Origin of the sequence: Clostridium sartagoforme, from assembly GCF_039521405.1 — a bacterium.
Taxonomy (GTDB): Bacteria; Bacillota; Clostridia; order Clostridiales; family Clostridiaceae; genus Clostridium; species Clostridium sartagoforme.
This window is the reverse complement of the sequence record NZ_BAAACH010000010.1, coordinates 89,454-110,661: the sequence shown is the minus strand read 5'-3', so window position 1 is coordinate 110,661 and position 21,208 is coordinate 89,454. Positions and strand designations below refer to the sequence as shown.

The window sequence follows — 21,208 nt, the reverse complement described above, 5'->3', positions numbered from 1 at the left end:
GAAATCATGCTTTGACGATTTACTTTAACACTTGTGGTGATTATTTTGTAGTGATTTCTTATCTGCTCTTTAGGCAATTCAGATAAGAAATCTTTTTCTTTTTCTAAATGTAATATAGGTATTTTGCCAGTTAATGTATGGCATGTACTATTAATTCTATTGTTTAAATTAGAGATGTATCTTCTAAATGAAGATTGCGCGCAATCTAGTTCATGATTATCTTTAAGATATTGCCATAAAATGCGCTTAGAATAAAATACTTGAATTGAATCTTTACTAAGAGCTCTTTTATAATAGGCTCAAAAGCTTCTATTTTAGATTTGCAGTTTCTAGTGGTAGGTTTCACATATCCATTTAAATATTTGCCTACGGTTCGAGGATCAACTCCAAGTTCTCTAGCTATTTGGCTTTTATTTATTTTCAAATTGTTTACCTCCATAAGTGACTTTAGTTTATGAAGATCTTCTAACTTATCTATTTTAATTTCTGAATAAATGTTTGTTTGTATAATCATAATTACCCCCAATAAATCTTGAGTAATTATAATTTATTCAAACTAATTTGTACATTCTTATATGATCATTTACTTGCATTCTTATCTTATCATTTATAATCAATAAAAAAGGAAGAAATATATAGAAGTATATACCGCACCTCTTAGAAGCTAATATGACTATTTTTAAATATATTGAAGGATGGTATAACAGAAAAAGGCTGCACTCATAACTAAATTACATCACACCACAGCAATGTGAATTATTAGCTAGAAGTGCAGCATAAAAAAAAGTCTGACTTTTGGTGTCCAAGATATTGACATAAGACCAAAGATTAAGTAGACACGTTAGATATCATGAGGTCGAGTTGACAGGATAGATGTAAAGATTAGTTGTAATAAAAAGTTTATATGTGATAGAGATACGTATAAGTATTTATTATGAAATAAATGAGAATTAAAATAAAATTAAAAAAACTTTTAACTGGTTTACAGAAGAATGTGGTAAGATTGGTCAATTAATTTATGAATAGATTGAATTTACATGTTTATGTGTAGTTTAAGAAAACTAGAAGGAGTGAATATTTATGCTTGGACCTAATAAAGATAAACTTTATCCAAATGAAAATATAAAGACAGTTTGCTATATAAGCAATTTAACTAAAAGATCTAATGTTGAGATTGGTGAATATACCTATTATAGTGATAATAAAAAGTCTCCAGAGAAATTTTATGACAGTATAGAGCACCATTACGAATTTTTGGGAGACAAACTAGTAATAGGAAAGTTCTGTGCAATCGCAGAAGGTATTAGATTTATTATGAATGGTGCAAATCATAGAATGGATGGAATCACAACCTATCCATTTAATATCTTTGGCAGTGGATGGGAGAAGGTAACTCCCACACTGGAGCAACTTCCTTTTAAAGGTGACACAGTAATTGGCAATGATGTGTGGATAGGTCAAAATGTAACTATTATGCCAGGTGTTAAAATTGGAGATGGTGCAATTATTGCCTCTAACTCAACAGTAGTAAAAAGTGTTGGACCATATGAAATATATGGTGGAAATCCGGCTAAATTTATCAAAAAGCGATTTAGTGATGAAAAGGTTGAATTCTTGCTAAAGCTTCAATGGTGGAACTGGGATGAAGAGAAAATATTTAATAATCTTGAGAAGCTAACTTCGGAGAGTGGCTTAGAGAAGTTAATGAATAATACCTTAGATACTAGTTTGAAGTAGAGAAAAAAATAAATTATGCCTCGTAATGGGCATACTTTATCTATATAATAATTCATAATAAAGAAAAAGTCTATTAATTTATTTATTTTCACTTTATAATTCATATTGTCGCGACAAATAAAGATTTCAATAGGAGAACAATTATGAATAAGAAGAAGATAGCCAATATCCCTTTTGGGCCGTATATTACAGTTTTGGCAGGGGCAACTGTTAAGGGAAAACCTAACTATGCAACTATTGGGGCGTACGGAGTTGTAAGCCAAAAACCTGTACTTTATATTTCATTGAAAAATACTCATTGTACAACTAGTGGAGTATTGGAAAATGGATTTTTCACTGTAAATATCCCGTCATCTGGGGCTGTTGAAAAAACTGATTATTGCGGCACTGTTTCTGGTAATAAAGTAGATAAATCAGAGATTTTTGAATCATTTTATGATGAAGCAGGAAATGCACCAATGATAAAAGAATGTCCTGTAAATTATCTTTGTAAGGTAATACAGATTATACCAATATTTGATTTTACAATGTTTATAGGTGAGATTGTTGCTGTATATGCAAATAAAGATTGCTTAGAAAACGGAAGGCCTAACGCACTAAAAGTCAAGCCGACAGTTTTAATGGATTCAGGATACTTTGATTTAAATAATAGAGTAGGATCTATCTTTAAAACATGTAAAGGAAGTAGATAAAATTATATTACATTTATAATATTTTACGTAAAAGCTCATAAAGGAGCCGATAACCACAGGGTATACTCTCCTAGGTTACCGGCTCTGTGTCTATATTCTGTCGCTTTATACACTTATAATTATTTGTATATTTTTTAGTGTCTATTTTTTCGCAACAGGAATCCAAACTTCACTATAAGCATAATCTTTTTTATGCTCATTCATTTTAGTAAAAGAAAAAGTAGGGGCGTTGATTAATTCATAATTAGAAGAAGGAAGCCATTCTGAATAAATTTTTGCCATTGTTTCTTGCAATGTAGAAGGAAATGGTCCTTCATTTGGGAATATAGCCCAAGTACAGGCTTTGACTGGCACCTTTTCTAATAGATTACTTACTTCATTTTCAGTTGTTAAAACACCTATGAGATGAGTTAAATCTCCCTCTTCTTTTAAGAAATTTGCATCAGCCTCATAAGAAGCATTAATTATTTCATAAGGTTCAATATTTTGAAGAGAATGCATCTCTTTTCTTTGTTCGTCTGTTATGCTCTGTGCAAGCTTTACAATTTCGTTATTTACACCTTGAAATTGCATAGGAACACGTTTACTTACACCTACTAAATTAAATGCTTGTTTGTCTTCGATTCTAAATTCCATAGAAATTCCTCCCTTAACAGTTATTATAAATGATAGTTTGGGAAATGATTTACTTATGCCTTTTTTTATGGAATCTGAGGGTAAAAAACTACTCCATTTTTTAAAAGCTCTAGTAAATCCATCCATTGATTGATAGCCATATTTTAAAGCAACATCTGTTACTTTTTCTCCATTTAATAAATCCTTATTTGCTTCTGATAATTTTCTGTTCTTTATATATTCATTAAGGGTTAAACCTGAAAGATAGAAAAATATCTTTCTAAAGTGATAGTCAGAAACTCCAGCATATTCAGAAATTATTTCAAGAGATAGGTTATCATCGGTTATATGATCTTCAATGTAGTCAATCACATGATTTAATTCGTGTAACATATTTCCCTCCTTTTATATTCACATAGTACCAAATATGATTTTATTATGCTCGACTTTTCTAATATAAAAAATATCGAATCTTAATATAATTTTCCACATTATATCACCTAATAAACATGCATACCTTTAAAATGTATTATGAATTTTTATCCTGTTATTCAGGGTATTTTTACATTATATAAAGTATTGATATAAGAATAAAATAGTAAGTAAACAAATATATTATTGACAAATAGTCTAATTAGACTATAATATTTAAGTGTTAGTAGTCTAATTAGACCATAACAAAGTTTGTTTATTTTAGATTTAGAAAATTTACTTGATGCTTAATAACATCAAAAGGAAGGATGAAGAAAATGATTAAATCATTTTTAATGTTAGGACAGTCAAATATGGCTGGGCGAGGGTTTATTAATGAAGTACCAACAATTTATAATGAGAGAATACAAATGTTACGTAATGGTAGATGGCAGATGATGACTGAGCCTATTAATTATGACCGCCCTGTTTCAGGAATAAGTCTAGCAGGTTCATTTGCTGATGCATGGTGTAGTGAAAATAAAGAAGATATAATTGGATTAATTCCTTGTGCTGAAGGTGGAAGTTCACTGGATGAGTGGGCTATAGATAAAGCACTTTTTAGACATGCAATAAATGAAGCTAAATTTGCTATGGAAAGTAGTGAATTAATAGGGATTTTATGGCACCAAGGAGAAAGTGATAGCATTAATGGTAATTATAAAGTATATTACCAAAAATTACTTTTAATTATTGATACTCTTAGAAAGGAGTTGAATGCACCAAATATTCCGATTATTATTGGAGGATTAGGAGATTTTCTAGGTAAAGAAGGGTTTGGGAAAAATTGTACTGAATATAATTTTATTAATCAAGAGTTAAAAAAATTTGCTTTTGAACAAAATAATTGTTACTTTGTCACAGCATCAGGTTTAACTTCTAATCCTGATGGCATTCATATTGATGCAATTTCTCAAAGAAAATTTGGTTTACGATATTTTGAAGCCTTTTCTAATAGGAAACATATATTAAATCCATTAATTAATGAAGATGATATGTTAAATATTAATTATTCTAGAGAAAATACCAGAGGAGAAAAAATATATATAAAAAGTATGGATTTTGCATTAGGTAGAATATCATATGATGAATTTCAAACTCAAATCATGCAAATCAACAATAATTAAATCTTATGATTATGAAATAACTAATAATATAATTTTGATGAGAAATATAAAGGAGGTGTTTTTTTGATACCATTACTAATTCTAGGCTTATTAAAAGAAAATCCAGGATCGTACGGTTACGAACTATTAGCATTAATGGAAAAAAGACACTATAAATATATAGTAAGTTTTACTAAGGGATCATTTTATTATAATCTCCAACAATTAGAAGAAAAAGAGTATATTAAAAAGATTGATCAAGTAGACAATAATAGAGAGACTCATAATTATATAATTACTGAATTAGGAAATAAAGAATTTGAAAACCTGATGTATAAGTATGGATCTAAAACAGATTATATAAATTTATCTTTTTATGCTGCAATGTTATTTGCTAATGAATATAAAAGAGAAGAGATAACAAAATTAATAGAAATACAAATAGAGCAAACAAGAAAGAAGATTTTATTATTAGAAGAATCTATTAATAATAATGAAACTATCTCACTTTATTTTAAAAAGATGTTAGAAAATTCACTTTCTCATCATTTAGTAAATGTTAAATGGTTTGAGGGTTTGCTAAATAATATAAAAAATGAAAGTTAACTTTAAGATAGTTATGAAGTTAATTAAAAGTAATATAGAAAGTTCATGAAAATACTATTTACCGTTTTTTTTCATGAACTTTTTTGTTTTGTATCAATTGTTATTAATAGTATTTAAGAATAGAGAAGTATTGCATGATCTAATTATAAATTAGGTTTCTTTATTTTTAGTATAAGATCAAACATATATAAATTAAATATAACGTATTGACACTTTAACTACTTAGTGATACTATATAGTAGTAGTAAGTAATACAGAATATTAGTATTACTAGATAGTAAAGAGGTGAACCATTTGGAAAATATAACAGAAATGTTAAAGGGGGTACTAGAAGGCTGCGTCCTTGAAATAATAAATCATGAGGAAACCTACGGTTACGAGATTACCAGAAGGTTAAATACATTAGGATTTTCAGATATTGTTGATGGGACAGTTTATACCATTTTAGTGAGGCTAGAGAAGAATAAACTCGTAGATATAGAAAAAAAACCATCAGATATGGGTCCTCCGCGAAAATTTTTTAAGCTGAATGATGCAGGACGTGAGGAACTGAGGATGTTCTGGGAAAGATGGGAATTCGTATCATCAAAAATAAATGAATTAAAGGAGAAGAAATAATGAACTTTTGGGAAAAAATCACAGGAAGTGACATGACTAAAGAATTTAAAGTTTTTGAATTAAGAGCTGAAAAGCTACCAGCTGACTATCAAGCTGCATGGGAAAAGATTAAGGCTAATCTTTGGGAGCACTCAGATTTCACAGGTCGCAATCTCATGCCAATTCTTGAGGGTGTGATTGGCCTACTAGAAGAAACAGCCTCTGATGGTCAGAGTATCCAAGAGGCTTTAGGTGATAACATTAAAGGTTTCTGTTTAGCATTAGTAGGTGAAGAAGGGACCAATTATTATAGAGATAAATGGCGAAAACAACTTAATAATAATATTGCTAAAAAATTAGGCAAATAGGAGGATAAAATGGGAATACAAGATATCATCAAAGGTAAAAAGGAGTGGCGAGCACACGTGGAGCGTGTTAAATCCCTACCAAAAGATTATCAAATTGTTTATAAGGAAATCCAAAAATATCTCTTTAAAGTCGGACCTGTTGAACTAAATGAAGGAACAGATTTGCTTACTGGAATCGTAGATCTTTTTGAAGAGGGTGCCCTTATTGGGAAAGGAGTACTAGAAGTTACGGGTAATGATGTAGCAGCTTTCTGTGACGATTTAATAAAAGATTCAAAAACTTACGCTGAAATATATCAAGAATCTGTTAACCAAGAAGTTAGTAATGCAATGAGAAAGGCTACGGATAGAATAAAGTAAAAGTGAAATATCATGATTGAAAAATTAATGAAGGAAGAAGTTTGCACTGCCTGCAAAGATTGAAGATTAAAAAAATAGCTTAATGTTTGCAGGTATTAAAATGATAGATATCAAGAATAAAATTGAAAAAGGGGGGATAGAGTGAATAAATACGAGTGGATATTATGCCCGGTTTGTAGCAATAAAACAAGAGTCAAGATAGGTGATGATACAGTACTTAAAAATTTCCCGCTATTTTGTCCAAAGTGTAAGCAGGAAACCCTAATAAATGTAATGCAACTAAATATATCAGTTATTAAAGAGCCAGACGCCAAGACGCAGAGCCGATAACATGTGAATAAAATCACAGTTATCGGCTCTTTTTTATTATAATTAATCAAGCTGTATTTAAAGAATTAAACTTAAGTTTGAATAAAATTACTACAGTATGTAGAGGAGGAAAAGAAAATGAAAAAAAATATCATACAAATTAAAGACGTAAAGAAGTCTTACAAAGATGTAGAAGTACTTAAGGGAGTAGATTTGGAAGTGGAGCAGGGAGAGACTTTTGCATTGCTAGGTTCTAATGGAGCTGGTAAAACAACCATGATTAAAATTATGGCTACTTTGCTTAAAGCAGATACTGGAAGTGTTGTAATTAACGGTTTCGATATTGAAAAAAATTCAGGAGGTATTAGAAGCTCTATCAGTCTCACTGGTCAATTTGCCGCTATTGATGAAATTTTGACTGGACGTGAAAATCTTCAAATGATAGCAAAGCTTAGACATCTTAAAAATCAAAATTCAATAGCAGATGAGTTGATTAATCGTTTTGGTATGTCAGAAGCTGCAGATCGAAGAGTATCTACTTATTCTGGAGGTATGAAAAGAAGAATTGATATTGCAATGAGTTTAGTTGGAAATCCAAAGATTATTTTTCTAGATGAGCCAACTACAGGTCTAGACCCTGAAGCACGTCTAGAAGTTTGGAAGATTGTAAAGGAGCTAACGAATTCAGGAACTACAGTATTCTTAACGACTCAATACTTAGAAGAAGCAGAACAACTTGCAGATAAAATCGCTATTCTTCATGGCGGAAAAATTATTGCTCTAGATACACTAGAAGGATTAAAAAAATTATTCCCGCTTGCGAAAGTTGAATATGTTGAGAAAGAACCTACATTAGAAGAAATATTCCTATCAATAATAGGTGGAAGGGGGCAAAAATAGATGAAATTAACAAATAAACATTTCTTAAAAGATATGAGTGTCATGTTTGGACGTTCTATGCGTCATATTTTTAGAAGTATGGATACAATTATTACAGTTTGTATTACACCAATTGCTATGATGTTATTATTTGTTTATGTATTCGGTGGTGCGATTAAAACAAATACAGAAAATTATATTAATTATTTATTACCTGGTATAATGTTAATGGCTATTGGGAGTGGTATTGCATATGTATCATATAGGTTGTTTATGGATAAAGAACGTGGTATTTTTGAGCGTTTTAATTCTATGCCAATTGCTCGCTCTACAGTATTATGGGGACATGTATTAACTTCAGTAATTTCCAATGGAATTTCTGTAGTAGTTATTATACTTGTTGCATTATTAATGGGCTTCCGTTCTTCAGCAGGAATTTTAGAATGGATAGCTGTATTTGGAATTCTTGGGATATTTACATTTGCTTTGACTTGGATTGCTATAATTGCTGGACTTTCTGCTAAAACACCAGATGGTGCAGGGGCATTCTCTTACCCTATCATATTTTTACCATTTATAAGTTCTGCTTTTGTACCAACAGATACAATGCCTTCAATAGTACGTGCTTTTGCAGAAAATCAACCTGTAACACCTATCGTAGAAGCTATTCGTAATTTATTAGCAAATCAATCTGTAGGAAATGATATCTGGATTGCCCTTGCTTGGTGTATAGGAATAATAGTTGTTTCTTATATATTTGCAATGAAAGTATATAAAAATAAATTCAATAAGGCATAGTCTTAGAATCTATAGTATGGACTTATTAAATATTAGTTATAATCATCAATGATTAATTGACTCTGATCATTAAAGAAGGTTTTATATCCTAATTGAACAAATATTATCACAGTTAATGATACACTGCCGAGTATTCCAAGCATAATAGCAATTTGATATTCTATTGCTGTAATAGGGGAGATTCCTGACAGTATTTGACCTGTCATCATGCCAGGTAAAAAAACAATTCCCATACCAACCATGGAATTAATGGTAGGTAGTATTGCAGAATCAAAAGCATTATCTACAATTTGCTTTGAAGCTATTTTAGGTGTTGCTCCAAGCATTAAAGCCCCTTCAACTAAAGTCTTTTGATTCTGCATTCCATCAACTAAATGGTTGACACACAAAGAGACACCAGTCATAGAATTTCCTATTAACATACCTGCAATCGGAATAAAGTATTGTGGGTTATACCATGGTGATATGCGTACAACAATAAGTAAAAAGTAGAATAGACAGGAAGAGGTTCCTATAATCATTGATAAAGTAATTATTTGCTTAAGCTTTGATGAAATTCTTTCCTTAGTTCTCTTTATGATGTTATAAACAGAAAAGAATTCCATCATAATTAAAATAAAAATAGTAAACAGAGGAGATGAGGTGTTAAAAAGTTGAACTAGTATATACCCTGCAATAATAAGTTGTAGTGTCATTCTTAGAGAAGAAATAAGAATTACCTTCTCCTTTGAAATTCCTTTAAATTTAACAATAAGCAGAAGAATTAAAACAAATACATAGGCCGATATCATTTGCCATAGTGATAGATTGATTACACCATTCATTTACTAAACCTCCTTAATATCTATTACTTTACCTTGATGAATCTCTATAATATTTTCTGCGTAAGTCTGTGCGACTTTCTTTGAATGAGTAACCATAATCAAGGTCTTATTTGTTTCCTGAATGTATGAAACTAAAGTTTTAATTATAATATTTTCTGTTTTCTCATCCATTGCTGACGAAGGTTCATCTAATAAGAATACGTCAGGATCAATTAAAATTAATCTTCCTAAAGCAAGTCTTTGCCTTTCGCCACCAGATAACTTATCACCATTATCATCTAGATTTTTATTTAAATGAATTATATTTAGGATAGTGCGAAGTTTTTTATCATCAACTAGTGGCTTTTCTGCAAATTTAAGTCCTATTAGTAGGTTATCTTTAATACTTCCAGGAAAAATAACAGGAAGCTGTGGCAACATTCCTATATTTCTCCTTAGTTCTATAGAATTAATAGAATTTAAAGACTGACCATTGTAAAATATTTCACCACTATCACAGCTTATAAGCTTATTTAGAAGTCGTAAGAGTGTAGATTTTCCACTTCCACTTTCTCCTACGATACACGTAACTTTATATCTTTTTATATTAAGGTCATTAATTTCTAAAATATGTTTGTATATTACTTTTTTGAGTGAAAACATAGAAATCTTTCTCCATTCATCAATCTTTTATTTCTTTGAATAATTCATAAGCTTTCTTTCTAGCCTCATCTAAAACTTCAACACCTTGATCAGTTATTTTATAGTATTTTCTAATTTTCCCATCTACTAATTTTTCATCTTTTTCTAAGAGTCCAGTTGATTCCATACTGTGAAGAAGGGGATATAAAGTTCCTGGACTCATATCATATCCATGCTCACTAAGTTCTTCTATCATCCAAGAACCGTAGAAAGGATCTTTCTTTGCATGATGAAGTATATGGATTTGAATAAATCCTAGAAAAAATTTTCTTAAAATTTTATCTTGCATTTTTGTTCACCTCTAATGTATAATGTGTATATCGAAAACCGATATCGAAGTATGATATAATTATAACATCAAATATTTTTTATTACAAGTGATTATGTTATATTTATCTATTACTAATTTTAATGGACTTATAAAAGTATTTTGACTTAAAAGGAGAATGATTATTTATGTTATAATGCTTTTATTTTATAGTGTTACTTTGTATGAGATAGGAGTATGGTTTTTAGCCATACATTTATTATTCATGGTATTTATTATTCATGGTAATCACATATGTAGTAATAGATGGATTCGCTTATATTAAGTTTATAATATGATAATTTTCTATGAAAGGAGAGGTTCGTTATGAAAAAAGAAAGAGAAAATAAAAATGCTGTTTTATGGAGAATATTTCTAAAAGATGTATTCATTTGCTCTTTAGGAGCATACGGAGGACCAGAGGCGCATTATGGTGTTTTTACAGATCAGATGGTTGTAAAGAAAAAATATTTAAATGAAGAAGAGTTAGTTGAACTTATTGCTTTAACTGGAATTTTGCCAGGGCCAAGTAGTACGCAAACCATTGTAGCTATTGGGTACAAAATTGGAGGACCATTGTTGGCACTCCTAACTATGCTGGTATGGGCTTTACCTGTACTTATTTTGATGACTTTACTTTCATTTTTAAGTCAATTTCTAGGAAATATGAATTTATCTCAAGAAGGATTACGATATATTGGACCAATGGCAGTAGGATTCATAATTATAGCTGCGTACCGAATAGGCAGTAAAGTGATAACAGACAAGATTACTTTAATTTTATTAATAATGGGAGGAGTAACTACTTATTTCATTCGAGAACCTTGGATATATCCATTAGTTCTAATTTTAGGTGGAGTTGTTAGCGTTATTACCTCAAAAGAGAAAAATCTATGGAATCGTGTAAAAATAAGTCCTCCTTGGATATATTTGATTTTATTTGGAGCTTTTGCAATAGGAAGCTTTATTTTAACTCTTATATGGGATAATAAAATAATTCATTTATTTGAAAATTTCTATAGATATGGTTATTTGGTCATTGGAGGCGGACAAGTAGTGGTACCACTAATGTATAGTGAATTGGTTGAAGTAAATCAGTACATGACCAATCAAGAATTTTTAACTGGATTCGGACTTGTGCAGGGGTTGCCTGGACCAATGTTTAGTTTCAGTTCATATGCAGGTGGAATGGCAGCTAGAGGAGGAAGTGCACTAATACAAGTTCTAGGTGCTATTGCAGGTGGCATTGGAATATTTTTGCCAGGGCTTCTTTTGATTTATTTTATATATCCTATATGGGAAAGCTTAAAGAAGATTAGAGGAATTAAAATATCCTTAAAGGGGATTACTGCTGTTGCTGGTGGATTAATTACTGTTTCTGCAATAATTCTAATGCAGAAGAGTGGATTTAGAATTGATAATATTATTGTTATGCTAATTACTATAGTACTTTTATTCACCAAAAAGATACCAGCACCGTTGATTGTATTAGCTACGTTAGTAGCAGGATTTATCGTGTAGATATAAAGAAAATTAATAATATAATGTTTTTATATATTGATAAATTCACTTAAATAATGTATTATATCTTATGGGAATGAAGTTCTCCCTTGGTTAAGACCTAAACCGCGTGTAAAGCTGATGACTTCTGTGATTTAAAATCGCAGAATCATTGGCTTTTTTTATTACTTAAAAAAGATAGGAGAGATGTATATGCTATTATCACTTGCATTATTATTCCTAAGTGGAATGGTGCTAGGAAAAATTTTTGAGACATTAAGACTTCCAAAGTTACTTGGAATGCTAACAACTGGTATTTTACTTGGACCATATGTATTGAATTTACTTGACCCTACAATTTTGAATATTTCTACAGAATTAAGGCAAATAGCTTTAGTTATTATCCTGACTAGAGCAGGACTTAATCTTAATATTAAAGATCTAAAAAAGGTTGGGAGACCAGCTATTTTAATGTGTTTTGTACCTGCTTGTTTTGAAATAATAGGGATGTTAATTCTGGCACCTATGCTTCTGGGAATAACTATATTGGATGCTGCCATAATGGGGACAGTTATAGCGGCAGTTTCTCCTGCAGTAATTGTTCCAAAAATGCTTAAATTAATGGAAAGTGAATATGGAACAAGCAAGAGTATTCCACAAATGATAATGGCTGGAGCTTCTGTAGATGACGTATTTGTTATAGTTATTTTTACAACTTTTACTGGGCTAGCACAAGGTGGTACTATTACAGCAATGCATTTTCTAACTATTCCTACATCAATAATCTTAGGTTTATTAGGTGGAGTGGTAACAGGATTATTTTTATCTATGCTATTTTCTAAAGTGCATATTAGGGATACTGGAAAGGTAATAACTATTCTTTCTATTTCGTTTTTACTTATTACTTTAGAGCATATGATGACGGGGGCAATTGGATTTTCAGGTTTGCTTTCAGTAATGGCACTGGGAGCAACTCTTCACCAAAAGAAATATGAAATTTCACAACGTCTTTCAAATAAATTCTCCAAGTTATGGGTTGGAGCAGAAGTACTTCTTTTTGTTCTTGTAGGGGCAATAGTTAACATTAGTTATGCATTAAATGCGGGAATACTATCAATTTTGCTTATTTTTGGAGTCTTACTATTCCGTATGATAGGAGTTTTTATTTGCCTTATTAATACTAATCTCAATAAAAAAGAGAGAGTTTTTACAGCCTTTGCATATATGCCTAAAGCTACAGTGCAAGCGGCTATCGGTGGATTACCATTAGCTATGAATTTACCTTGTGGTAATATTGTATTGACTGTAGCGGTTCTATCTATTATAATTACTGCTCCACTTGGTGCTATTCTTATAGATACAACATATAAAAAATTTCTATCTAAGAATGTGAATTAGATATTTAATATAGTCTATAATTAAAGAATTGAGGGTATAATGTAAAGTACAATTTATTTAGATGGAGGAAATATAATTTATGAAATCTGTAATTATATATTGTTCTGCGTACAAAAATCATACTGAGAAAATTGCGAAAGTATTTGCAACGGAAATAAATGCTGAATTAATAAATTTAAAAGAATCTAAAGATATTATAATTGATAATTATGATTTAATTGGGTTTGGCTCTGGAGTCTATAAAGAAAGAATGGCTTCACAATTATTTAGTTGTGTTGAAAGTTTGAGCTTAAAAGGAAAAAGTACTTTTGTATTCTCAACAAGTGGAGTTGGTAAAAAGTTTTATAATAAAAAGTTAATTAGGCTTTTAGAATTAAAGGGAGCAAAGTGTAAGGGTAGCTTTGCTTGTAAGGGAAGTTTTATTAGCAAAGATTTTAGTGATAATAAAATTTTTGAATTCATGAGTAAGTTTGCACAAGGACATCCAAATTATAAAGATTTAAGTGAAGCTGAAAGGTTTATTAAAAAAATAGTATCTATATAATAATAGTGCAATAGAATAATATTTATTCTGTTGCACTATTATTTTTTACATAAGTAAAATCATGTTATGAAGAAAAATAAAATATTGACTGCAAACCTTATGATTAAATAAATATATAAATATTTACTAATATCTTTTTTAAATTAATGTTATTATATAAAATAAAAATTATAAATTGGGAGCGTAAGGATAATTTAATACGTCTAATAAATGTAAGCACCATAAGAAAGGAGGTAACTTATGGATTCCCTTTCGGTACCAAAGGAGAATAAATCGGTTATAGGACATGATATAGAAAAAGAAATTCAAAGATTAATGGATGATTATGGTGATGATGTATTGAGAACATCATATATGTATCTTAAAGATTTACAGAATGCTGAGGATGCTTTCCAAGAAGTGTTTATTAGGGTTTTCAATAAATTTGAAAGTTTTAAGGGTGAAAGTAGTGAAAAAACATGGATTATTAGAATAACAATTAATGTATGTAAAGATATGTTACGTAGTTCATGGCTAAAGAAGGTGCTACTTACTGATAAATTAAAAGAGAAAAATACAATTATTGGAATTGATAATAAAATTATTAAAGAGGAAGAGAATAAAATCTTATTTGAAGAAGTAATGTCTCTATCATATCGATTTAAAGAAGTTATCATACTTTACTACTACCATAACTATAATACGATTGAAATAAGTAGGATTTTGAACGTGGCTGAAGGAACTGTAAGAAGCAGATTACACAGAGCAAGAGAAATACTTAAAATGAAGTTAGGAGGGAGGAGTGATTGGGATGAATAAAATGAGGGACTTTAAAAATATAGCAGATGATATCATGAAAGATATAAAAGTTGATGAAGATCTTAAGAAAAAGACATTAGAAAAAAGTTTAAAGAAAAATAATATGCCAATCAGTAAAGTACTGATACCAGCTGCTTGTTTTCTCTTAATTATTGGAATAGTAAATATAGCTCATATTTTACCACTAAAAAATCCCAAGATCCAAACTGAATATTCTGATACTAATATTATCAGTAGCGTTGGTGAAACTGAATCAGCCTCAGAAGATTCCAACATAAATATATTAAATGCTGAGGAAAAATCCTGGGCTATAGATACTTTTGATGACGCAAAAAGAAATTTTGGAAATGCTTTTCTTGTGCCTACTTATATTCCAGAAGATTATGATATTGAAGAAATTACTGCATCAGGCCTTGAAGAAGGAAATGCATCCAAAATTATTATTAATTATTTTTTAGAAAGTAAGTCTTTTTTGATTATACAAGAAAAGATTCAAATTGAAAATGAACTTGTTAATTATGGGAAGGTTGATATCAACGGAACAATAGGATTATTAAAGGAAAATATATTAATAAGTAATAAATATGAAAATACCATAAATACAGAGTTATATTGGTCTAAAGATGGGATTAATTACTCCATTACAGGATTAATAACACAAGAGGATGCTATTAAGATTGCAAGATCAATGAAATGATAAAAAATATTGGAGGTAGAATTTATGAAGAAATTAAAATTTATTAAAACTTTATTTGTTGGAATAGCTATATCAATGGTTTCATCGACTGTAGTTTTAGCTTATACAGATGAAGGCCAGCAAATCGAGGGGCAAGGTCAACAAATTGGTGGGCAAGGACAGCAACCAACTGTTGCAAATAACTTGCTTGAGAAACAAAAACAAATTGATAAGTTTGTATTTGAAGAACATGCTAATGAAATCTCTGATAAGGGGTTTAAAGTTATAAATACTGGCGTTGTTGGAAATTTTATTGAAATTGGAATAATGCCTTATAGTGAAGAAAATGCAGAATATTTATATAATGCTTTTGGTAATGATGTAGTTAAAATTATTGAAGGTAAACAGGTTGTTACAGTAGGTACAGCTACAGATTCACCAGATAATTCTGTTTCAAGCACGGTAGTTTTAGAGGAAGAAATTGATGAAGGTATACTAAACAAACAGATAGAGATTAATCAATATGTATTTAATCAATATAAAGATAAAATTTCTGAAAAGGGATTTGAGGTTACCCATACAGCACCTTTTAAAGATTATGTTGAGGTAGGAATTATTCCTTATAATGAAGAAAATACTGAATATCTATATAGTATTTTAGGTAGAGACATGGTTAAAGTTGTAGAAGGGCAACAGGTAACAATAATGGATGGTCAAGAAGTTTCTTATGAAGCTGAAATTTATGCTACAACATCAATTAATGAAGATAAGGAGAAATCTAGTGGGCTAATATTACCTGTAGTAATACTTTCCATTTGTGTACTTTGTGGAGGCACTATTTTTATGAAAAGAAAAAAAGCTAACTTTAGAAGTTAATATATTTAACTAAAATAAGACAGTAGATAGATTTGTGTAATATCAAATCTATCTATTGCTTAATTATTTCAAAAGCCATTTTTCAGCATCTTCTTTATTTCCATACATTCTAAAATGATTGCCTTTATTTACTTCTAAGGCCATTTCTCTAAATCTACCTTTTTGAATTATATCATTAGGTATAACAGCAACAGACTTTAAATTATAGTTTATAAATTTTTGAAGCATATTACCAGCCACCTTAGTTTTTAGGTTAAAGAAATCTTCTGATAAGGCTTCATAATGAATCATAAGTGCATATACTTCATGCTCCCAACATAAGCTCAATAAATCAAGAGCATCATTTTCCGTACTTAAAGGTGTAGTAGCAGAAATCAATTCTATATATTTTTTATCATTTATTTCTCTAATTTTATAGTTCATTTTTTCTTCCTCCTTTATGATATTATTTTTAAATAGTTTTTGACGAGTTTCACTAATCCAATTTAATTCATTATTATAAGTTGAAATAATATTTTCTGATATCATTTCCCATAGTAAATTTTCTCTAGTACTTCTATTAGGTGAATAAAGAGCACGTTTGTTTTTCTCAACCTGCATAATTAGCTGCACTTTCAATTCATTTTCATATTTTAAGAAAAGATCATTTAATTCTTGATCACTTAATATGTCTGCCCATGCAAGTTGAACTAAAAATGTCTTTTTAATCTCAGGAGCTTCTGGTGATGATGAAATCCATTCTTTTAATTCTTTAAGACCCTCTTTGGTTATAGTATATATTTTTTTTGAAGGAGAATTATCTTGATGTATTATTTCACTAGTAACAAGATGTTCATCTTCCATCTTAATAAGAGATTTATAAATTTGATTATTATTACCAGACCAGTATAAGAAAGAAGATTCTTCAAAAATCTTTTTTAATTCATATCCTGTTGATGGCTTCCAACTCAATATACCTAGTATTGCAAATTTAATTGACATAATAACACCTCTTTTATAAATAACATAGGTTAATAGTAACATATGTTATTTGTGTAGTCAAATAAATATTGATATATATAAATATATGGTATGGTAATAATCTATTAAAATTTATTAAAAACTGTTTTAGTAAGAAATAATGAACTTTATTATATATTTTTTGTGCTAGTCAATGCAAAGATTAGATTTAATTTGTTATGGTAATGAAAGTATAGAGAAGTGTAATAAATATATGATATAATATGTATTAATAAATTAGTAAGTAATACATATTAATCTAAAAATTTGAAAAATAATAATATATAATTATAAGCATACTATAAAAGAGAAAAACTTTATGAGAGAATTAATATTTGTTTGTATCAAAGCATTAGCTTTAGATAAATAAAAATTATAAAGAGGAGGATAAGTTTATGAAAAAATATATATGTATTCCATGTGGCTACATTTATGATCCAGCAGAAGGAGATCCTGATGGCGGCATAGCACCAGGAACTGCATTTGAAGATATTCCAGATGATTGGGTTTGTCCTATTTGTGGTGTAGGTAAGGATGACTTTGAAGTAGTGGAAGAATAAAAGAGCTATATAAAGATTGAAATTATAAAATGATCCATATTATAAAGATTAATATGGATCATTTTAATTTAATAAATATTCTATAGAGTGATCTTACCGCTTTGTCTAACTTCTAAAATTACGTTAGCTTCTTTAAAGTGAATTTCATAAACATCTAGCATATCTCCAGCTTGATTAATTATCATTTCATAGCTTGGCAATTTTTTTATAAATTCTTCTTTTAAGTCATATATGGATAAAGAACTCTTATTGATTGTAGCAGTAGAGACTCTAATGTGCTCACTATTTTCATCAGGAATTTTTGGTACTGTTGTAAATGCTACTTTATTATTTTGTGAAAATTCTATTGTTTTAGGAAGTCCTCTAAAGGATGCAAAATATACCATACCTTTATTTTCAGGATTATAATAAAAATTTACTATTCTAACATTTGGTGTATTATTTATTGCAGTTGCTAAAGCAATATTATTTGTATCTTCCATTATTCTATTAAATTCTTTTGAAAAATCCATTTACATTCTCCTCTTTTTAAATTTGATTCAAAGTAATCTTAAGATTTACTTCTTAATACAGTTTTATTCTATCATGTAACCTTGACAACAGTATGTCATGGTTATATTATAAAATAAATTTAACTAAAGGATTGATGAATTTGAAAATTGATAGATTAATCTCCATTATTATGATATTACTTGAACGTAAAAAAATTAGTGCAGCTAAGTTAGCTGAAATGTTTGAAGTAAGCCCTAGAACTATCTATAGGGATATAGAAACAATAAACTTATCAGGCATTCCTATTATTACTTATCCAGGCGTTAATGGTGGTATTGGAATTATGGAAGAATACAAAATTGACAAGAAACTTTTTACAACTTCAGATATTGTAACAATTTTAATGGGACTTGGAAGTATTTCATCAACAATGACTAATGATGAAATTATTAACACACTTGCTAAATTAAAAGGATTAGTTCCGGATGAGCATATTAAGGATATTGAGTTAAAATCAAATCAAATAGCAATTGATCTTACTCCGTGGATTGGAAATAAGTATTTGCAGCCAAATCTTGAAAGAATTAAAAAAGCCCTTAATGAAAAGAAAGTTTTATTATTTAAATATTATGATAGATATGGGAAAAAGAGTAGTAGAAAAATTGAATCTTATAGATTAATACTTAAAGAATCAAATTGGTATATACAAGGATACTGCTTATCTAGAGAAGACTTTAGAACTTTTAAATTATCACGTATATCAGATCTTGAAGTTCTTCAAGATACATTTGGACCTAGGGAGTTTGAGGAAAAGTCATTAGGGCCGTGGAATTATATAGAGAAAAAAATAATTACAATTAAACTTGTGATTAATGAATCTCTTAGGGAAAGAATGGTGGAGCACTGTGGAGAAGAGAATATTCAGCCGTATAAAGATAATAAACTATTAGTTAAATTTCCGTTTATAGAAGATGAGTTCGGTTATAATCTTTTACTTAGTTTTGGGGATGAATGTGAATGCCTAGAACCACAATATGTCAGAGATGAGCTTATTCGTAGAATTAAAAATTTATTAAATGTTTATAAGTGTTAGTAAAAATATTTTGGAAAGAATGGCTTTTTATTAAATAAGAGCCATTCTTTTAGGTTTACCATATATGTATATCATATAAATACTTAATTAATAGTAAATTTGAGTACTGCCATCTATAATATCATTAAGAGAAGTTTTTAACCATTCTATAGCTTTTGCACTATCTCTTTGTTCGATATATTTAAATAAGGTAGTTGTATTTTTGCGTAAAGATTCTAAACCATGCAATCTACAAAAACGTTCCCATAAGGATAATATAGGAGTTTTAAATGAGGAAAAAATCATGGGCATCAAGGTGTTTCCAGAAAGAAAAGCTAATTCATGATGAAATTCAAAAGCTAATTCAGAAGCTTCTTCAGGTGAATTTGTTTCCTCTATTTGATTAACATAATTTTTTAAATTATTAATTTCCTCATCGGTAATTGTTGGAATACATAATTCTACAGCTAGGGAATCAAATGCAATACGAATTTCTATAATTGAGCGTATCTCTGATTTTCTTAATATACCTCCATTATAATTCATGATGGAAATTAAAGTATCCATAGTTCCATTTCTACGATAATCAGCTACAAATGTACCTATTCTTGGCTTAATATTTAAAAAACCTTTTCTTGCTAATTCAGAAATACCAGAATTAACTACAGCTCTACTAACTTGCATAGATTTAGCAAGTTCTCTTTCGGGAGGAAGCTTTTCACCAATAGGAAGTTTTCCTGATAAAATCATCTTCTCTAATTCGCGTATAAATAATTCTTTTAATGATGGCGAAGTTAATTTTGTAAATTCCATATAATATTTTCACCTCTTTATTCTGATATTGGTATAACCACGTACCAATAATTATTATATTCCAAAATTAAACATAAATCAATAATATATAAGGTATATATATCAAAGAGTGGCATAAAATAAGTATTGATAGATAGGAAAATATTGACTTGAATAATTAAATATGTTAATATTTTATCAAAATGTAATTTTAATAATCTGGTATGACCAGATAAAAAAATTGTTTTTAATACCAATAAAGAAATATGTTTTAATATAATAACTCATATAATTAAAGCTAATATTATAATGCATGATTAATATACTAGTATAAAGAAATCTCTAAAAATATATATGGGAATAGAATGCTTATTAATATCTGAAAATTCTTAATTTTATTAAAATGATGTTTGAAATTTTATAGATATGGGGGATAATTTATGAATGATTTTAGGATTCTTGAAATTAAACAAAGTGTTTTCAAAGACAATGACCACCAAGCAAGTTTACTTAGGGAAGAATTAAAAAAGGAGAAAACGTTTTTATTAAACTTAATGTCTTCTCCGGGTTCTGGGAAGACTACAACACTTACCAAAATAATAGATCTTTTAAAAGAAGAAATGAATATTGGAGTTATGGAAGCTGATATTGATTCTGATGTAGATGCACATACTATTTCTAAAACTGGTGTGAAAGTAATTCAATTACATACTGGGGGGATGTGTCATCTTGATGCAGATATGACAAAACAAGGATTACAAGCACTTGGAACAGAAGAGATTGATTTCGCAATATTAGAAAATGTAGGTAATTTAGTGTGTCCAGCAGAGTTTGATACAGGAGCATCAAAAAATGCAATGATTTTAAGTGTTCCGGAAGGAGATGATAAGCCATTAAAATATCCATTAATGTTCTCAATTGTAGACGTTTTATTAATTAATAAAATTGATGTTTTAGAGTATTTTGATTTTGATTTAGAGGCTTGCAAGGAACGTGTTAAGAAATTGAATCCAAAGGCCGAGATAATTACAATATCTGCAAGAACAGGAGAAGGTATCGAGAAATTTGCAGACTGGATTCGTAGAGAAGTAAGGGATTGGAATCAGTATTAATGCAAAAATTGATAGTGCAAAGTTTTATATGAAAAAATT

26 protein-coding genes, 1 pseudogene and 1 riboswitch are annotated in these 21,208 nt (G+C 29.3%); of the genes and pseudogenes, 19 read left to right on the top strand and 8 right to left on the bottom strand.

The window, feature by feature from the left end; genetic code table 11:
* A pseudogene (locus tag ABDZ60_RS03760) lies at positions 1-514 on the bottom strand (helix-turn-helix domain-containing protein); the annotation flags it as partial.
* A 566-nt stretch (positions 515-1,080) separates the two neighbouring features.
* Here ABDZ60_RS03760 and ABDZ60_RS03755 point away from each other — a divergent pair.
* Entirely contained in the window at positions 1,081-1,737 is a 657-nt protein-coding gene (locus ABDZ60_RS03755; protein WP_016208153.1) for a Vat family streptogramin A O-acetyltransferase, read from the top strand.
* A 143-nt stretch (positions 1,738-1,880) separates the two neighbouring features.
* The gene (locus tag ABDZ60_RS03750; protein ID WP_016208152.1) at positions 1,881-2,429 is read left to right on the top strand and encodes a flavin reductase family protein; all 549 of its coding nucleotides are present in this window, start codon (positions 1,881-1,883) and stop codon (positions 2,427-2,429) included.
* A 141-nt stretch (positions 2,430-2,570) separates the two neighbouring features.
* Here ABDZ60_RS03750 and ABDZ60_RS03745 read toward each other — a convergent pair whose 3' ends face one another.
* The gene (locus tag ABDZ60_RS03745) at positions 2,571-3,437 is read right to left on the bottom strand and encodes an AraC family transcriptional regulator (protein WP_343776137.1); all 867 of its coding nucleotides are present in this window, start codon (positions 3,435-3,437) and stop codon (positions 2,571-2,573) included.
* 356 nt (positions 3,438-3,793) lie between these two features.
* Here ABDZ60_RS03745 and ABDZ60_RS03740 point away from each other — a divergent pair, with 356 nt between their 5' ends.
* The 8 genes from ABDZ60_RS03740 to ABDZ60_RS03705 all read left to right on the top strand — a co-directional run bounded on the left by ABDZ60_RS03740 (position 3,794) and on the right by ABDZ60_RS03705 (position 8,538).
* On the top strand, positions 3,794-4,642 hold the full coding sequence (locus ABDZ60_RS03740; RefSeq protein ID WP_016208150.1) for a sialate O-acetylesterase: 849 nt from the start codon (positions 3,794-3,796) through the stop codon (positions 4,640-4,642).
* A gap of 63 nt (positions 4,643-4,705) precedes the next feature.
* Complete coding sequence (locus ABDZ60_RS03735) at positions 4,706-5,227, top strand: PadR family transcriptional regulator (RefSeq protein ID WP_016208149.1); 522 nt, start codon at positions 4,706-4,708, stop codon at positions 5,225-5,227.
* 294 nt (positions 5,228-5,521) lie between these two features.
* Positions 5,522-5,845, top strand: coding sequence for a PadR family transcriptional regulator (locus ABDZ60_RS03730; RefSeq protein ID WP_047001235.1), 324 nt, complete (start codon positions 5,522-5,524; stop codon positions 5,843-5,845).
* Positions 5,845-6,192 carry a DUF1048 domain-containing protein gene (locus tag ABDZ60_RS03725; protein WP_343776134.1) on the top strand — a complete coding sequence of 116 codons (348 nt, stop codon included), beginning with the start codon at positions 5,845-5,847 and terminating at the stop codon, positions 6,190-6,192. Before ABDZ60_RS03730 ends, ABDZ60_RS03725 begins: the two co-directional genes overlap by 1 nt.
* 9 nt (positions 6,193-6,201) lie before the next feature.
* On the top strand, positions 6,202-6,552 hold the full coding sequence (locus ABDZ60_RS03720) for a DUF1048 domain-containing protein (protein ID WP_343776132.1): 351 nt from the start codon (positions 6,202-6,204) through the stop codon (positions 6,550-6,552).
* Positions 6,553-6,693: 141 nt separating this feature from the next.
* A complete protein-coding gene (locus tag ABDZ60_RS03715) occupies positions 6,694-6,882 on the top strand; it encodes a cysteine-rich KTR domain-containing protein (RefSeq protein ID WP_016208145.1) in 189 nt (62 codons plus the stop codon).
* A 117-nt stretch (positions 6,883-6,999) separates the two neighbouring features.
* On the top strand, positions 7,000-7,761 hold the full coding sequence (locus tag ABDZ60_RS03710) for an ABC transporter ATP-binding protein (RefSeq protein WP_343776129.1): 762 nt from the start codon (positions 7,000-7,002) through the stop codon (positions 7,759-7,761).
* A complete protein-coding gene (locus tag ABDZ60_RS03705; protein ID WP_343776127.1) occupies positions 7,762-8,538 on the top strand; it encodes an ABC transporter permease in 777 nt (258 codons plus the stop codon).
* Positions 8,539-8,570: 32 nt separating this feature from the next.
* Here the strand turns inward: ABDZ60_RS03705 and ABDZ60_RS03700 are convergent, their stop codons facing one another.
* From ABDZ60_RS03700 to ABDZ60_RS03690, 3 genes are read right to left on the bottom strand one after another with little or no spacing between them, the layout of a single operon-like run.
* Complete coding sequence (locus tag ABDZ60_RS03700; protein WP_016208142.1) at positions 8,571-9,362, bottom strand: ABC transporter permease; 792 nt, start codon at positions 9,360-9,362, stop codon at positions 8,571-8,573.
* A 3-nt stretch (positions 9,363-9,365) separates the two neighbouring features.
* Positions 9,366-10,004: an ABC transporter ATP-binding protein gene (locus ABDZ60_RS03695; RefSeq protein ID WP_016208141.1), complete on the bottom strand. Its 639-nt coding sequence runs from the start codon at positions 10,002-10,004 to the stop codon at positions 9,366-9,368.
* A 19-nt stretch (positions 10,005-10,023) separates the two neighbouring features.
* On the bottom strand, positions 10,024-10,332 hold the full coding sequence (locus ABDZ60_RS03690) for a PadR family transcriptional regulator (RefSeq protein WP_016208140.1): 309 nt from the start codon (positions 10,330-10,332) through the stop codon (positions 10,024-10,026).
* A 345-nt stretch (positions 10,333-10,677) separates the two neighbouring features.
* On the opposite strand from ABDZ60_RS03690, the gene chrA reads away from it, so the two are divergent.
* The 6 genes from chrA (at position 10,678) to ABDZ60_RS03660 (ending at position 16,142) form a co-directional block, all read left to right on the top strand.
* On the top strand, positions 10,678-11,871 hold the full coding sequence (chrA, locus tag ABDZ60_RS03685) for a chromate efflux transporter (protein WP_343776124.1): 1,194 nt from the start codon (positions 10,678-10,680) through the stop codon (positions 11,869-11,871).
* 63 nt (positions 11,872-11,934) lie between these two features.
* Positions 11,935-12,008, top strand: a riboswitch (Fluoride riboswitch).
* A 55-nt stretch (positions 12,009-12,063) separates the two neighbouring features.
* A complete protein-coding gene (locus tag ABDZ60_RS03680) occupies positions 12,064-13,248 on the top strand; it encodes a cation:proton antiporter (RefSeq protein WP_343776122.1) in 1,185 nt (394 codons plus the stop codon).
* Between the two features lie 79 nt (positions 13,249-13,327).
* On the top strand, positions 13,328-13,792 hold the full coding sequence (locus ABDZ60_RS03675) for a flavodoxin family protein (protein WP_343776120.1): 465 nt from the start codon (positions 13,328-13,330) through the stop codon (positions 13,790-13,792).
* Positions 13,793-14,032: 240 nt separating this feature from the next.
* Positions 14,033-14,590, top strand: coding sequence for a sigma-70 family RNA polymerase sigma factor (locus ABDZ60_RS03670; RefSeq protein ID WP_343776118.1), 558 nt, complete (start codon positions 14,033-14,035; stop codon positions 14,588-14,590).
* Entirely contained in the window at positions 14,583-15,287 is a 705-nt protein-coding gene (locus ABDZ60_RS03665; RefSeq protein WP_343776116.1) for a DUF4367 domain-containing protein, read from the top strand. Before ABDZ60_RS03670 ends, ABDZ60_RS03665 begins: the two co-directional genes overlap by 8 nt.
* 24 nt (positions 15,288-15,311) lie before the next feature.
* Entirely contained in the window at positions 15,312-16,142 is an 831-nt protein-coding gene (locus ABDZ60_RS03660; RefSeq protein WP_343776114.1) for a hypothetical protein, read from the top strand.
* Positions 16,143-16,205: 63 nt separating this feature from the next.
* On the opposite strand, the gene ABDZ60_RS03655 is transcribed toward ABDZ60_RS03660, so the two are convergent.
* Positions 16,206-17,123, bottom strand: a complete 918-nt coding sequence (locus ABDZ60_RS03655; protein WP_343776112.1) for a PadR family transcriptional regulator — start codon at positions 17,121-17,123, stop codon at positions 16,206-16,208.
* A gap of 413 nt (positions 17,124-17,536) precedes the next feature.
* Between ABDZ60_RS03655 and rd the strand changes: the two genes are divergently transcribed.
* Positions 17,537-17,701 carry a rubredoxin gene (rd, locus tag ABDZ60_RS03650; RefSeq protein WP_016208133.1) on the top strand — a complete coding sequence of 55 codons (165 nt, stop codon included), beginning with the start codon at positions 17,537-17,539 and terminating at the stop codon, positions 17,699-17,701.
* A gap of 80 nt (positions 17,702-17,781) precedes the next feature.
* Here rd and ABDZ60_RS03645 read toward each other — a convergent pair whose 3' ends face one another.
* Positions 17,782-18,213: a pyridoxamine 5'-phosphate oxidase family protein gene (locus ABDZ60_RS03645; protein ID WP_343776110.1), complete on the bottom strand. Its 432-nt coding sequence runs from the start codon at positions 18,211-18,213 to the stop codon at positions 17,782-17,784.
* 140 nt (positions 18,214-18,353) lie between these two features.
* On the opposite strand from ABDZ60_RS03645, the gene ABDZ60_RS03640 reads away from it, so the two are divergent.
* Positions 18,354-19,286 carry a helix-turn-helix transcriptional regulator gene (locus ABDZ60_RS03640; protein ID WP_343776108.1) on the top strand — a complete coding sequence of 311 codons (933 nt, stop codon included), beginning with the start codon at positions 18,354-18,356 and terminating at the stop codon, positions 19,284-19,286.
* A gap of 87 nt (positions 19,287-19,373) precedes the next feature.
* Here ABDZ60_RS03640 and ABDZ60_RS03635 read toward each other — a convergent pair whose 3' ends face one another.
* The gene (locus tag ABDZ60_RS03635; protein WP_016208128.1) at positions 19,374-20,078 is read right to left on the bottom strand and encodes a FadR/GntR family transcriptional regulator; all 705 of its coding nucleotides are present in this window, start codon (positions 20,076-20,078) and stop codon (positions 19,374-19,376) included.
* A 419-nt stretch (positions 20,079-20,497) separates the two neighbouring features.
* On the opposite strand from ABDZ60_RS03635, the gene hypB reads away from it, so the two are divergent.
* The gene (hypB, locus tag ABDZ60_RS03630) at positions 20,498-21,169 is read left to right on the top strand and encodes a hydrogenase nickel incorporation protein HypB (protein WP_343776105.1); all 672 of its coding nucleotides are present in this window, start codon (positions 20,498-20,500) and stop codon (positions 21,167-21,169) included.
* Positions 21,170-21,208: the final 39 nt, after the last annotated feature.